At 60.3% G+C, this 12,817-nt stretch carries 13 protein-coding genes and 1 riboswitch; of the genes, 10 read left to right on the top strand and 3 right to left on the bottom strand.

The window, feature by feature from the left end; genetic code table 11:
- Positions 1-205 precede the first annotated feature (205 nt).
- The 4 genes from VD811_05085 (at position 206) to VD811_05100 (ending at position 3,334) form a co-directional block, all read left to right on the top strand.
- The gene (locus tag VD811_05085; GenBank protein HXV20351.1) at positions 206-808 is read left to right on the top strand and encodes a hypothetical protein; all 603 of its coding nucleotides are present in this window, start codon (positions 206-208) and stop codon (positions 806-808) included.
- Positions 809-917: 109 nt separating this feature from the next.
- Positions 918-1,184, top strand: a complete 267-nt coding sequence (locus VD811_05090; protein ID HXV20352.1) for a DUF1871 family protein — start codon at positions 918-920, stop codon at positions 1,182-1,184.
- A 798-nt stretch (positions 1,185-1,982) separates the two neighbouring features.
- The gene (locus VD811_05095; GenBank protein ID HXV20353.1) at positions 1,983-2,324 is read left to right on the top strand and encodes a zinc ribbon domain-containing protein YjdM; all 342 of its coding nucleotides are present in this window, start codon (positions 1,983-1,985) and stop codon (positions 2,322-2,324) included.
- A gap of 86 nt (positions 2,325-2,410) precedes the next feature.
- Positions 2,411-3,334, top strand: a complete 924-nt coding sequence (locus tag VD811_05100) for a diguanylate cyclase (protein ID HXV20354.1) — start codon at positions 2,411-2,413, stop codon at positions 3,332-3,334.
- 137 nt (positions 3,335-3,471) lie between these two features.
- Here the strand turns inward: VD811_05100 and VD811_05105 are convergent, their stop codons facing one another.
- Together VD811_05105 and VD811_05110 are read right to left on the bottom strand one after the other, a co-directional pair.
- Entirely contained in the window at positions 3,472-4,350 is an 879-nt protein-coding gene (locus VD811_05105) for an MBL fold metallo-hydrolase (protein ID HXV20355.1), read from the bottom strand.
- A 62-nt stretch (positions 4,351-4,412) separates the two neighbouring features.
- Entirely contained in the window at positions 4,413-5,102 is a 690-nt protein-coding gene (locus VD811_05110) for a GDSL-type esterase/lipase family protein (protein HXV20356.1), read from the bottom strand.
- Between the two features lie 202 nt (positions 5,103-5,304).
- On the opposite strand from VD811_05110, the gene VD811_05115 reads away from it, so the two are divergent.
- The 6 genes from VD811_05115 to VD811_05140 all read left to right on the top strand — a co-directional run bounded on the left by VD811_05115 (position 5,305) and on the right by VD811_05140 (position 11,389).
- Positions 5,305-5,430, top strand: a complete 126-nt coding sequence (locus tag VD811_05115) for a hypothetical protein (protein HXV20357.1) — start codon at positions 5,305-5,307, stop codon at positions 5,428-5,430.
- Positions 5,423-7,213 carry a cation:proton antiporter gene (locus VD811_05120; GenBank protein HXV20358.1) on the top strand — a complete coding sequence of 597 codons (1,791 nt, stop codon included), beginning with the start codon at positions 5,423-5,425 and terminating at the stop codon, positions 7,211-7,213. Before VD811_05115 ends, VD811_05120 begins: the two co-directional genes overlap by 8 nt.
- A gap of 141 nt (positions 7,214-7,354) precedes the next feature.
- Positions 7,355-7,924 carry a DUF4126 domain-containing protein gene (locus VD811_05125; protein ID HXV20359.1) on the top strand — a complete coding sequence of 190 codons (570 nt, stop codon included), beginning with the start codon at positions 7,355-7,357 and terminating at the stop codon, positions 7,922-7,924.
- A gap of 66 nt (positions 7,925-7,990) precedes the next feature.
- On the top strand, positions 7,991-9,436 hold the full coding sequence (locus VD811_05130) for a HAMP domain-containing sensor histidine kinase (GenBank protein ID HXV20360.1): 1,446 nt from the start codon (positions 7,991-7,993) through the stop codon (positions 9,434-9,436).
- Complete coding sequence (locus VD811_05135) at positions 9,433-10,023, top strand: hypothetical protein (GenBank protein HXV20361.1); 591 nt, start codon at positions 9,433-9,435, stop codon at positions 10,021-10,023. The genes VD811_05130 and VD811_05135 overlap by 4 nt, the downstream gene beginning before the upstream one ends.
- 7 nt (positions 10,024-10,030) lie before the next feature.
- Positions 10,031-11,389 (top strand): sigma 54-interacting transcriptional regulator, encoded by a 1,359-nt coding sequence (locus tag VD811_05140; protein HXV20362.1) that lies wholly within the window; start codon positions 10,031-10,033, stop codon positions 11,387-11,389.
- Between the two features lie 339 nt (positions 11,390-11,728).
- Here VD811_05140 and VD811_05145 read toward each other — a convergent pair whose 3' ends face one another.
- Positions 11,729-12,421 carry a hypothetical protein gene (locus tag VD811_05145; GenBank protein HXV20363.1) on the bottom strand — a complete coding sequence of 231 codons (693 nt, stop codon included), beginning with the start codon at positions 12,419-12,421 and terminating at the stop codon, positions 11,729-11,731.
- A gap of 198 nt (positions 12,422-12,619) precedes the next feature.
- Positions 12,620-12,700: riboswitch (cyclic di-GMP riboswitch) on the bottom strand.
- Positions 12,701-12,817 lie beyond the last annotated feature (117 nt).

Consider the following 12,817-nt stretch of genomic DNA (forward strand, 5'->3'; position numbering starts at 1 on the left):
GCATGTTCGGGTGTTTCTTGCTTCGGATGCCTGTCTTGATTCAGGCGGAAAGTGGGTAGCAAGAGAACTGAGGTGCGCATATGAGTAAGGCAGGCCCAACCAGCAATCCAGCGGACGGGGGTACAGCAGTAGTTCTCGAAAAATGTCTATTTGGTGTTTGGTCTCTGCACCGCCGCTGATCTTAACGTTATGCCCTAAATATTAAATGAAGAAAAATAGAATCATAAAATTTTTTATCCCGCACTATGACGAGCTCACGCTATTTGTGATGAGTTTTGTTCTTCTCCTGACCCTTTTCACGAGCCTTCCGAAGGGATTTGGTTTTCAAAATTTCAAGTTTACGGGTGCCCATGTAGGCGTTTTTCTCGCCATCCTTGTAATCCTTTGCGGAGCACTGCTCGCTATCTTCCATGCATTCTCCCCCTCCAAAAAGAGCTTAATAGAAAAGAAATTAATGCTCATTTTTGCAGTGATTACAAACGGGTTTGCGGGGGTTTGGGGCGGAACTTATATGCTTATGAATTCCGAAGGACTTTTATGCATCTTCCCACTATTAAACATCAGCAGCAGCTACTTGCTTTTTGCAATGTTGAAAGGGGGCACCATCGACGAGGACTGCATTTCAGACGAAAATGTAAACTTACTTGAGCTCAGTATCGGAGCATCGATCGCGGCATTGGCATTTATAATATGTAAATATGCTCTTGGCTTTCATTGGGCAGGCACATTATCAATATGTATTTTTTATGCTACAAATTTTAGTGTGCCAGTGATTAAACTGATTTTTAGATCTAAGGCCAGGGCATAACACCGGCATCCACCGGACGGGGTTCCGTCAGTTGCTCTCGAAAAATGTCTACTTGGCTCACGGCCTCTACGCCGCCGGTGATGCCTAACGTTTTAAAAATGAGAAGGCAATGAACCAAGATACAATTTCAAAGATTGCTGCCATTTTAGAGGCCTGGAATCCCCTTGGCGAAAGAGCTGGCAATGTCGAAGGACTTGATGGCTATAAATATGAGGCAATTGACATAATTTCAACCATTCGAGTCATAAATGGAGAAGACAAATACAATAGAGCTATAAAACAGGTACTTGGACAATCATTTGATTTAGAAATTGAAGAGACAAAGCTTCGAGAGGTATCAAAGAAAATTGAAGCAATTTTAAAAGGTGAAATATAGCCAAAATTCCAAACGGATTCACCACGAGCGATCGCGAACAATGTCTTCTAGATTCAGCAACATACCGTGCCAGGTTATCAATCACCGTTGAGCATCACAAGAGAGCACCGATGCACAAAAGCAGGCTAGGAAACGTCGTCATTGACTGTCAGACGGATGACTTGTTTTCCGAGGCGCAGTTCTGGAGTGCTGCACTGGGCTTTCCTCTTCCTCGGGCTCTGGATGCAGCCAGCAACTTTATTCAGCTTGTGACGCCAGCTGGCGAGGTTCAGGTCATCATTCAACGAGTCCGCCACGAACCGCGAGCGCACCTTGATATTGAGACGGACTCAATAGATTTAGAGGTCGCGCGGCTGGAGCGTTTAGGGGCTACCGTTGTAGCCCGCAATAACGGATGGGTCGTCATGCAAGCCCCAAGCGGGCATAGGTTCTGCGTTGGCAGCCCTTATCGTGGCGGCTTCGATCAGGGAGCCAACGTATGGGAGTGATGCCCAACATTTCAATCAAGCCGAAACTCGCTCCTCGCGCGGCTCATCCCAGGCGTTGGGCCTAAAGAGAACAAATACACGAAGAAGACTCTTGAACAGCCGAAAGGCCTGATCTCTCTCCTTTTGGACTCGAGAGCACCTTTAGGGGATCGAGACGACGCAGCGATGGATCTCGGAGCCTGCGATGGACCTGCTGCGGAAGACGCTTTGCTAATGATTGTGACCAGTTCGACTGATGATGAGATACGTTGACTTGGTCCGGCCCCAAGGGCAGAAAGACTGATATTTCCAGACAGAAAGAGGGTAAAAGATGAGCGGTTTGCCAAAATGTCCCAAATGCGGCTCGGCATACACCTACGAAGATGGAACCATGTATGTCTGTCCGGAATGCGCCCATGAGTGGGCAATCGATGCGGTCACGGAGAGCGCGGGTCAACCCCGTGCCGTGCGTGATGCCTATGGGAATTTGCTTCAGGACGGCGACTCGGTTACCGTGATCAAGGACCTGAAGATAAAGGGCTCTTCGTCGGTGGTTAAAGTCGGAACCAAGGTGAAAAGCATCCGCCTCGTCGAAGGGGATCACGATATCGACTGCCGGATCGAGGGGATTGGCGCCATGCAGTTGAAATCGGAATTTGTAAAAAAGGCATAAGGACCGGGTTGTGCTTTGGTCATGAGCGTGGAAACGCCGATCGCCGGCCGCAGTTCCTGCTCCGGTTTCCCCCTGGAGGAATGAGCATGCCTTCAACTCAAGAGGTGCTGTTCGATAAAAGCATTTTCGCGGAGCGGACCAACGTCCTGGAAGTGGTGCTCGATCATGTCCCCCAGGGGATCGTGGTGGTCGGGCGGGATTACCGGGTTCTGGCCTTCAACCGGCCGGTGGATGCCCTGTTCAAACTGCCCGCCGGAACCTTTCGCATCGGGGGCGATTTCCGGGACATCATCAACATCTGGGCCAGCGAGACGGGCCAGGATGCGGCCATGCGGGCCAGCGCCCTGGCCAGACTCGATCAGCGGGAATGTTTCCAGTTTGCGTTCGCCCAGTCGCTGCACGGCGAGCTGCGCTGGATCGTGCTGACCCATGATCCCTTGCCGGGCGGCGGTTTCGTTCGGACCTTCACCGATATCACCGAGTACAAGAGACTCGAAGAAAAACTGCGTGAAATCTCCCGCATCGACTCGCTGACCGGGCTGCTGAACCGCCGGACCTTTTTCGAATCCCTCGCCGATGAATTCGAGCGCAGCCACAGATATGGCCGTCCGCTGACCCTGCTGAGCATCGATATCGATCATTTCAAGCAGATCAACGATACCCATGGCCATCCCATGGGGGACAAGGTCCTCCGGGAATTCGCCCAGGCCCTGTCGCCCTGCCTGCGCAAGAATGACCATGTCGGCCGGGTCGGGGGCGAGGAATTCGCGGTGGTCCTGCCGGAGGTGGCGTTGGCACAGGGGGTAGAGGCGGCCTTGCGGGTGTTGTCCATGGTTCGCCAGTTGAGGGTGGATGAGCCGATCAACGGAACGCCCGTAAAATTCACAGTGAGCGTCGGGATCGCCGAGAGCAGGGAGAACACGACTCTGGAGCAGCTTGTATCGCGTGCCGATGAAGCGCTTTACCGGGCGAAAAGAGAAGGCCGCGATTGCTGCAGGGCGGCAAGCTGAGGCGGCTCACGCTGGCGACCAACGCTACCGGCCTCTACAGCACGCCCGGAAGTCGGTTGCTTTTCCTGCTGTGCCGATGCAGGCCGGATGGTAATCGGCCAGCCCCCCCTCCGTCGCGCCCCCCCCAGGGCCAGACGTCAGTACCCGCGTCCCCAGTACTCGCAGAAGCGCTCGATGTTGCCGGGCAGGAACCTGTCGTAGTTGCCCCACTTCTCGTATTTGGGCAGCTTGATCTCCTGCATCGCCCGGTCGTAGCACTTCCCCTCGGCGGCGGCCTGCTGCACCGCCGCCGAGAGATCCGTCATGTACTGCTTGAGGTTGGCCACGTCCTCTTTGGTGCCAAGGCGGCCGCCGGCGTAGGGGTGTCCCGGGATCATGCGGTCCCAGTCGAGAGCCAGGACGCGGTCCAGGGAGTCGAACCAGTCGGGGAGGTAGCCGTCGGGCAGGTCGCGGAACTGGAGCGTCTCAATGGGGATGAAATCGACGGTGAACAGGAGCCGCTCTTTCGGCAGGAGCATCACCAGCGAGTTGTCCGAGTGGTTGCGGCCGACGTAGTGGAGTTCGAGCCGCACCCCGCCAAGCTCGATGAGGTAGAGATTGTCGACCCCCACGTCCGGGATCACGACGTCGGGATGTCGCAGCTCCTCCAGCCGGGCCTTGGCCTTGCGGTGGGCGATGAAGACCGCGCCCTGCTCACGGAAGGGCTGGCCGCCGGCAATATGGTCGTAGTGGTGGTGGCTGTAGACGACGTAGCGGATGGGCGCCGGGGTGACCCGGCGGATCTCGGCCAGATAGGCCTGCACCGCTTCCGGCCGCAGGTAGCCGATCGGGTCGGTGGCGATGACGCCCTCGGCAGTGGCCACGAACATCGCCTGGTGGGTGCCGTAGCGGAAGAGGTACACGGTGTCGGTGATCTTGCGTGTTTCGAAGAGAGGCTCCTGGGCGACCGCCGCTGCGGACAGGGCGGCCGCCATGCAGACGGCCAGCGTTGCCGCCGCCAGAATGCGTTTCGTCATCGCTGTTCCTCCTTTGCTGTCGCCCGCCGGCCGGCCATGGCCCACGGGAAATCGGCTTCTGCCTAGTCCAGCCCGAGGGCGGGCAGGATGACCGCCAGAAAAGCCTGGGCGATCTGCAGGTGTCCCTCGTTGGAGGGATGAAAGCCGTCGAGATCGCTGCTCAGATTGTCGGTGATCGGCAGCCGGGAGAGCCGCACCACCTGGACGCCGGCCGCCAGCGCCTGGCGGTCGATGGCCTGGTTGAAGGCCGCCACCCGCTCCAGGGTGACCGATGCTCTCGGCTCGGCCACGAAGCGGGGCAGCCGGGTCAAATCCGGCAGGTCGGCAATCACGACCAGGGCATCGGTCTGGATCACCAGCGCCGCCAGAATCGCTTCCAGGTTCGCCTCGAAAACCGCCGGGTCCTCGCCGCCGCTCAGGTCGTTGGCGCCGGTCCACAGCGTCACCAGGTCGGGCTGGATGCCGATCCGCAGGGCAAGCTCGAGCGTTCTGAAGATGTCGTCGGCCATGGCCCCGGGGATGCCGAGGTTGAGCAGGTCAACGGTCGGCAGCCGCGCCTCCAGGGCGTCCTCGATCCGAAACACGTAACCCCTGTCGAGGGGAATGGCGCCGATCCCCACCGCATCGCTGGCGCCGAGGGCGACATAGAAAATCCGCTCGGGGGTTGCGCCGGCCGGGCCGGCCGCCCCGCTTACCCCCGGGGACAAAACCACCAGGAACATCACCAGAACCGCCAGGACTCGAATTTTCATGGCTTCCTCCCCGGAAGGACGGGCCGTGGTTGCTGACATGACCCGAGTCTTCCTGTTCATATTTTCCGTCCTGGGGGGCAGGATGTCCAGTGGCGGCTACTGAACAAGGGGGGCAACCGGATGCGTAAACGTTTTGCCGATTTCCCCGCCCGGTGCTAGAATTTCCCGGAACGATCCCCCCCTGAAAGGACAAAAGTCACCGATGATCCGGAAGTTCCTCGAAAAAAGCCGCTGCCTGATCGCCATTGCCCTGGTGAACGCTTCCTCGGACTGGTTCGTCGGGCTCCTGGAGAAGAGCGAGAGCGGCGCCGGGGGGACCGATGACTGAGATGCACGGCCTCGACCTGATCCTGACCCTGACCGGTGGCCTGGCGGCCGCCCTGATTCTGGGCTACATTACCCACCGGCTGGGGCTCTCGCCCATCGTCGGCTACCTGCTGGCCGGCTTCGCGGTCGGCCCCAACACCCCCGGTTTCATCGCCAACCGGGAGCTGGCGAACCAGCTTGCCGAGATCGGGGTCATCCTCCTGATGTTCGGCGTCGGCCTCCAGTTCCACCTCAAGGAGCTGCTCGAGGTGCGGCGAGTGGCGATCCCCGGCGCCGTCTGCCAGAGCCTGGTGGCCACCCTCCTCGGCTGCCTTGTCGCCCTGCAAATGGGCTGGAGCTGGCCGGCGGGGCTGGTTTTCGGCCTGGCCATCTCCGTCGCCAGCACCGTCGTGCTGCTGCGGGTGCTCACAGACAACAACGAGCTGCACACCCCGACCGGCCACATCGCCGTCGGCTGGCTGGTGGTCGAGGACCTCTTCACCGTTCTGGTGCTCGTCCTCCTCCCCGTCCTCTTCGGCGCCGAGCCGTCCGGGTCGGCGGGGATTGTCCAGGCGCTCGGCTGGTCCGTCGTCAAGCTGGCGCTGCTGGTGGCCTTCACCCTGCTGGTCGGCGGCCGCCTCATCCCCTGGCTGCTCGGGCGGATGGCGACGACGGGCTCACGGGAGCTCTTTACCCTGGCGGTTCTGGTGGTCGCCCTCGGCATTGCCGTCGGCGCCGCCAAGATCTTCGGCGTCTCGATGGCCCTGGGGGCCTTCCTTGCCGGGATGGTGGTGCGGCAGTCGGACTTCAGCCTGCGGGCGGCATCAGAGGCGCTGCCGATGCGCGACGCCTTCGCCGTCCTCTTCTTCGTCTCGGTGGGGATGCTCTTCGACCCGCACTCGCTGTGGGCGACGCCGGGGCTGGTCGCCGCCACCCTCGGCATCATCCTGGTCGGCAAGCCCCTGGCGGCACTGGCGATCGTCCTGCTGCTGCGCTACCCTTTCCGCACCGCCCTCGCCGTCGCCGTGGCCCTGGCGCAGATCGGGGAGTTCTCCTTCATTCTGGCGGCCCTCGGCCGGCAGCTGGAGATCCTCCCCGAAACGTTGAGCAATGCGCTGGTCGCCGCCGCCATCGTCTCCATCAGCCTGAACCCGCTCTTCTTCCGAGCCATCGACAGGCTCGAGGCGGCGGTCAAGCGGCATCCCGGCCTCTGGCGCCGGCTGAACGGGCGGGCCAGGGCAGGGGAGCCGGCGGGGGAGTCGTCCGGCGCGCCGGCGGCACGGTACCGGGCAATCGTCGTCGGCTTCGGGCCGATCGGCCGCACCGTCGCCCGCCTGCTCCGGGAGAGCGGGATCGAGCCGACGGTCATCGAGATGAACCTCGAGACGGTCCGCAGGCTGCGCGCGGAGGGTTTGCCCGCCGTCTACGGCGACGCCACCCACCGCGAGACCCTGAGCGAGGCCGGAGTTGCGGGCGCCGTTGCCCTCGTCCTGAGCACGGCCGGCATGCACGGCAGCGAGGAGTCGATCCGTCTCGCCCGCGAGCTCAATCCCGGTATCCGGGTCTTTGCGCGCACGGCGTACCTGCGCGAGATGCCGGCGCTGCGCCGGGCGGGGGCGGATGCCGTCTTCGCCGGTGAGGGGGAGGTGGCGCTGACCATCACCGAATTCATCCTGCGTCAACTGGGGGCGACCGCCGAACAGATCGACCGCGAACGCGAACGGATGCGGAGCGAGCTGCTCGGAGCCCCGCTGACCGTCGAACCGCTGCTGCCGCCGCCAGGCACCGCGGGCCGGGTGGATTGATCGGCCGCCGCAGCCTTTGTGGGGGCGTCAAAGCCGTCATCCGCCCTGCGGCGGTGAGGGAATCGGGGATCAAAGGGGCAGATGCGGGGAATTGCAAACCTTCAGTAATCAGGAACATCTCCCGCGGGGAGGAGCTGGAAAATGGAGACAATGCTCGGTCTCGTCGTCGGCATCGGCCTCAGCGCGGCCTGCGGGTTTCGTGTCTTTGTGCCGCTGCTGGGCATGAGCATTGCGGCGCTTTCCGGCACCATCACGCTATCTCCCGGATTCGAGTGGATTGGAACCTGGGAGGCGCTGACGGCATTCGGCACGGCAACCGTCATTGAGATCGCCGCCTACTACATCCCCTGGGTCGACAACACGCTGGATGCCCTGATGACGCCGCTGGCCGTCGTTGCCGGCACGATCCTTACCGCTTCCCTGCTCGGCGACCTCTCGCCGTTTCTCAAATGGGCACTGGCCATTATGGTGGGAGGTGGTGTTTCGGCGATCGTCCAGGGGGGCACCGTCGCCCTGCGGGCAGCTTCAGCCGGCGCAACGGGCGGGTTGGCGAACATCCTGATTTCCACCATCGAACTTGTCGGATCGATACTGGTAACCGTCTTCGCCATCCTGCTGCCGCTCCTGGGCCTCGCGGCGGTCATCTGGATCTGCTTCAGGGCCATCGCCGCCATGGCCAGGTCGGCCTTGTTCAAAAAACTGTTGGGGTAACCAGCCACTTCGTCTCCACGGGACACCGGGGGATGCGGTTGCCGGTCTGCGGGCATTGAGGACAGGATGCGCTTTTACCACCCAAAATCCTTTCTGACTCTTTTGCTGTCTGTATTTGCCGTGGTGCTGTTGCCGATGCTGGCGGCACTGTTCAATGCAGAATGGGCACTGGGCCGCCTCTCCCGGGAGGGAGCCGGAGCAGTTTACCGCTCGGTCGATATGACCCAGGGCAGTCGCATCCTGATTGAAAAGGTCATCGCCCTGGAGCGGCGGGCGCGGCAGTACGATGTGCTCGGGGATCAGCAATTGCTGGATGAGGCCGCCAACACCCATGCCGAGATCGAGAAGGCTCTGCTGCAGCTCCTTTCCCTGCCGATGGACGATGCCCAGAAGCAGCGCCTGGCTTTGCTGCACAAGGGAGAGCGGGCCGTCTTTACAGCACTGAACACTGCCTCCCACGGCTCTCCGGAACAAAAGGCGGCCCTGCTGGAGTTCGGGACGCTCAACGCCCTGGCCAATGAGATTTATGCGGAAAGTAACGAGCTGATCATCCGGGAAGTCGACGGCATGCTCAAGGCCACGGCCGAGGCACGGCGCTCCCTGCTCTTGCAGGCGGCGGCTCTGATCCCTTTTACGCTGCTGGTACTGGTGGGTTCCATCCGCCTGTTGTCCAAGCCGATTCGCCAGATCGACAAGGCGATTCACCGGCTTGGCGAAGGCGATTTTGAAACTGAGGTCGCCGTGAGCGGCCCCGACGACCTGGTGTTTCTCGGCGAGCGCCTCGACTGGTTGCGCAAGCAGCTCGCAGAGGTGGAAAAAACCAAGGCCATGTTCGTCGCCCAGGTCTCCCATGAACTCAAAACCCCTCTCGCCTCGATCCGGGAAGGGGCGGAATTGCTGGCCGAAGGGGTCGTCGGTCGCCTGAATGCACAGCAGCAGGAAATTTCTGCTATCCTGTCCAAGAACAGCATCCATTTGCAGAAGCTCATCGAAAATCTCCTGAGTTTCAGCAAGTCCCAGGCCTCCATCTCGCCCCTGCATCTGTCTGCTGTGCAGATGGCAGAAGTGATTGCCTCGGTGCTTGCGGATCATCAGACGATGATTTTTAAGAAAAAACTCCGGATGGAAGTTAAACTCAATCCAGTGACCGTCCATGGTGATCTTTCGCGACTGCGGACCGTGGTGGATAACCTGTTGTCCAATGCCGTCAAATACACGCCTCCGGAAGGGCGCATCGAATTGAACCTCCGGGAGTGGGGGGGCGAGATGGTTTTCGATGTGACCGACTCGGGGCCCGGGATCCCGGTCGCGGAACGGGGGAAAATATTTGAGGCATTTTTCCAAGGGAGCCTTCACGCTCCCGGTCCCGTCAAGGGAACGGGCCTGGGACTCTCCATTGCCCGCGAATTCGTACTCGCCCATGGCGGGACGCTGCAACTTGTAGACAACACGACCAGGGGGGCCCGGTTTCGTCTCACACTGCCGCTGCAGGCCAAGGGGGACCTTCCATGAAAACCCGCTTCCTGATTCCGTTGGTTCTGGTCATAGCCGTGACGGTGCTGCTGGCCGGCGGTTGTTTCCAGATGGAACCCGTCCGCCGGGACACGGCTGAAGACGCCTCGCCTCGTCGGGAAGCGTTTTTTGTTCGCAAACCCCGGGCTGACGATGTCCTGGTTTACCTGCAGAGCGTACTGGCCATGCCCGCTGCGCTGCAGGCCAGGGAATTCGAACAGGCGCAACTGGATTTCACGCGAAGCGGCAAGCCCGAGGATCGACTCCGCGTGATCGGTCTGTTGCTTCTGCCTGGCCGGACTCTGGTTGACCGGGCAACGGCCGCCAGGCTGATTGACGAATATCTGGCCGACCCAAACCGTGAGCCGGGAGGCCTCGAAGGGCTGGCGACCTTGTTCAAAATGCAGTTGAACGAACAGCGTGCCGTGCAGAAGCAGGTGAACGCCGAAAAAGACCGGACCGATTCCTTGGCCCGGCAGTTGAATGAGCAGAAAACGCAGCTTGATGAACTCAAGACGCAGTTAAACGAACTGAAGAATATTGAAAAGATTATCAGCGACCGCGAAAAAGCAGGTTTGCCGGAATAACAATAAAATGATGGCGGACAGAATTTTCAAAATCTTTCTGGTGGATGACGACCCTGATTTGTTGAGCCTGCTCACCATGCGGCTTGCCAGTGCAGGCTATGAGGTCCATACGGCGCAGAGCGCCGAACAGGCTTTGTCCCAATTACCGTACATCAAGCCGGATCTGGTCATTTCGGACCTGCGAATGGAGGGGATGGACGGCCTGGCCCTGTTTGAGGCCATCCGGAGATTCCATGTCTCTCTGCCGGTTATCATCCTGACAGCCCACGGTTCGATACCCGAAGCGGTAGCCGCCACCAAGAATGGCGTGTTTTCATTTTTAACCAAGCCCATCGTCGGCCGGGAGTTGCTCAAAGAGATTGAAAAGGCTCTTCAGCTCTCAGGTGCGGGGAGCAGCGAGGCGGCCGATGCGGCCGGTTCGGAGTGGCGCAGCGAGATCAATACGCAGAGCCCGGCTATGGAGCAACTGCTCGGTAAGGCAAGGCTGGCTGCCGAGAGCGGCTCGAGCATTCTGCTCCGCGGGGAAAGCGGTACCGGCAAGGAACTGCTCGCCAAGGCCATCCACAAAGCCAGCCCCCGGGCCGCCATGCCGTTTGTGGCGATCAACTGTGGTGCGATCCCCGAAAACCTTCTCGAATCCGAGCTCTTCGGCCACACCCGGGGCGCCTTCAGTGGAGCTGTGAAGGATTATGCCGGCTTGATCAAGTCGGCCGATGGCGGAACGCTTTTTCTCGACGAAATCGGCGACATGCCTTTGCCGCTGCAGGTCAAGCTGCTGCGGGTGCTGCAGGAGAAGCAGGTGCGTCCGGTTGGGGCGACCCGTTCAGTCGATGTGGATGTGAGGATCATCTCTGCCACCCACCGGGACCTGGATGCGGAAATCGCAGCCGGCAACTTCCGTGAAGATCTCTTTTATCGGCTCAATGTGGTCTCGCTGGACCTCCCCACCCTCAATCAGCGTCGTGAAGATATCCCCCTTCTGGCCAGGCATTTCCTGCGGCAATTGGCGGCCAGGAACAAGAAAAAAGTGAGCGGTTTTTCTCAGGAGGCCATGGAGGAGCTGCTGGCCGCCTCCTGGCCCGGCAATATCCGCCAGCTCCTCAACGTCGTCGAGCAGGCCGTCGCCCTCTGCACCGCGCCGGTCATTTCGGCGGATCTGGTGCGCAGCGCCCTGAGCAAAAACGCCGAAAAGATTCCTTCCTTCGGTGAGGCTCGCCGGCAGTTCGAGCAGGATTACCTGTTGCGCCTGTTGAAAATCACCGACGGCAATGTCAGCCAGGCGGCGAAGCTGGCCGGGCGTAACCGCACCGACTTTTACAAGCTTCTGCAGCGTCACCACATCGTTCCCGGGATGTTCAAATCCTGACGGCCACCGGCAGCTCTCCGTAAGTTGTCGCAAAATGACGACGAGGTCCACGCCGGAAGGGAAGGGCGGAAGCGTCGCTGGTTGCCCCCGGTACTTGCTGCCTTTTCCGCTATGCCCCCCTTTTTCGGCCCCTGCTTTCGGCGGGGGCCGCTTTTTTTCTGTCGCCACCGAGATACAGGTTGTTCACCAGGTGTCTTTGGTTGCCGAGGCAAAAAAGGCCTCGGAGCATGAACTCCGAGGCCTTTGGGGGTTGCAGGGGGGCAGCGCAGAGCGCCAGGCAGTACAGTCCGGCAAGCGGGGACCAATAACCGCTTGCCGGTGGTTCCTGGGTCTCCGGCTCTAATTCGTCGTGCAGACGATGTTGCTGTAATCACTCTCCAAACCGTCGACGTTGTAGGTCGTCACGGCGAAACAGAAGACCGTCGTGTCGTACGGCAGGTTCAGTGCGTAGGTTTCGGTTTTGCCGACGTCTATGGGCGAGCCTCCCTCGAACAGCCCCGTGCTGTCGAAAGGCGGGGTCTGGAAGGATGGGTCGTCGGCGAAACTCTCCTTGTAGTAGAGTCGGTAGCCGGTGACTTGCGGATCGGTGCTGGGATCCCAGGCGAGAGTGATCTGGGCTGGAAGGATCGGATCGGCGGGAGGCGGCGGTACGTTGACGATCGACGCCGACTTGGTGGCGGTTTTGGTGACGCCGCCGCTGGTGTAGCTGGCGGTCACGGTCACCGTCTGGTTGGCGGTCACGGCCGAGGTGGTCAGCACGCCGCTGGTGCTGATCGTGGCATAGGCCGAGTTCTCGCTCCAGGTCGGGGTGGCCGCGCTGGTGCTGCCGTCGCTCCAGATGGCGGTCGCCGCGAAGGGGGCGCTGGCATTTTCGTCCAGCAAGGCCGGGCCGCTGATGACCAGGCTGCTCAGGGTGGTCTTGGCCTTGCCGGAACCGGGCGTTCCCCCTTTGGCGGCGAAGCTGGGGGTGGCGAGAGAAAAGGCGATCAGGACGGTGAAAAGGAGAAATGCGGACATTTTCATTTTCATCATAAAAACCTCTACTTATGTGATGGATACAAAACGGAGCGATGTAACGAAACTCCAGTGGCTATACCGCTCAAGCGCCTCACAGCTGCGACAAGAGAGACCGGCGGCAATTGTTCCCAAAAAAACGCGCCCATCTTCATCACCGAAGATGGGCGCGCTCAGGCCCGACTGTACGTCGGGGCAGGGGGACGTCCTGCTCTCTTCGGCAACCAGGCTGTCCTGCCGTGCGCAGGATCCTTGGCTTTGCGTCGCCGGATTACTCCGGCTTTGCCCTTGTCGGAGACATGTCTGTTCCCGTGGCGGAAAACCTTTCGATCCCGGCTTGGGGATCCCTTCCTTCCGCAAGAAAACAGACCTACTTATTCAATAGCATCTATCGTGCCAGGTGATGGCGTAGCT

This window comes from Desulfuromonadales bacterium, from assembly GCA_035620395.1.
Lineage (GTDB): Bacteria > Desulfobacterota > Desulfuromonadia > Desulfuromonadales > DASPGW01 > DASPGW01.

What these genes read in the sequence shown, in the direction of transcription:
- VD811_05100 (HXV20354.1), top strand. Translation starts at nt 2,411, where the DNA reads ATGCCTTCAACTCAAGAGGTGCTGTTCGATAAAAGCATTTTCGCGGAG.
- VD811_05090 (HXV20352.1), top strand. Translation starts at nt 918, where the DNA reads ATGAACCAAGATACAATTTCAAAGATTGCTGCCATTTTAGAGGCCTGG.
- VD811_05125 (HXV20359.1), top strand. Translation starts at nt 7,355, where the DNA reads ATGGAGACAATGCTCGGTCTCGTCGTCGGCATCGGCCTCAGCGCGGCC.
- VD811_05135 (HXV20361.1), top strand. Translation starts at nt 9,433, where the DNA reads ATGAAAACCCGCTTCCTGATTCCGTTGGTTCTGGTCATAGCCGTGACG.
- VD811_05105 (HXV20355.1), bottom strand. Translation starts at nt 4,350, where the DNA reads ATGACGAAACGCATTCTGGCGGCGGCAACGCTGGCCGTCTGCATGGCG.
- VD811_05115 (HXV20357.1), top strand. Translation starts at nt 5,305, where the DNA reads ATGATCCGGAAGTTCCTCGAAAAAAGCCGCTGCCTGATCGCCATTGCC.
- VD811_05085 (HXV20351.1), top strand. Translation starts at nt 206, where the DNA reads ATGAAGAAAAATAGAATCATAAAATTTTTTATCCCGCACTATGACGAG.
- VD811_05095 (HXV20353.1), top strand. Translation starts at nt 1,983, where the DNA reads ATGAGCGGTTTGCCAAAATGTCCCAAATGCGGCTCGGCATACACCTAC.
- VD811_05110 (HXV20356.1), bottom strand. Translation starts at nt 5,102, where the DNA reads ATGAAAATTCGAGTCCTGGCGGTTCTGGTGATGTTCCTGGTGGTTTTG.
- VD811_05130 (HXV20360.1), top strand. Translation starts at nt 7,991, where the DNA reads ATGCGCTTTTACCACCCAAAATCCTTTCTGACTCTTTTGCTGTCTGTA.
- VD811_05140 (HXV20362.1), top strand. Translation starts at nt 10,031, where the DNA reads ATGATGGCGGACAGAATTTTCAAAATCTTTCTGGTGGATGACGACCCT.
- VD811_05145 (HXV20363.1), bottom strand. Translation starts at nt 12,421, where the DNA reads ATGATGAAAATGAAAATGTCCGCATTTCTCCTTTTCACCGTCCTGATC.
- VD811_05120 (HXV20358.1), top strand. Translation starts at nt 5,423, where the DNA reads ATGACTGAGATGCACGGCCTCGACCTGATCCTGACCCTGACCGGTGGC.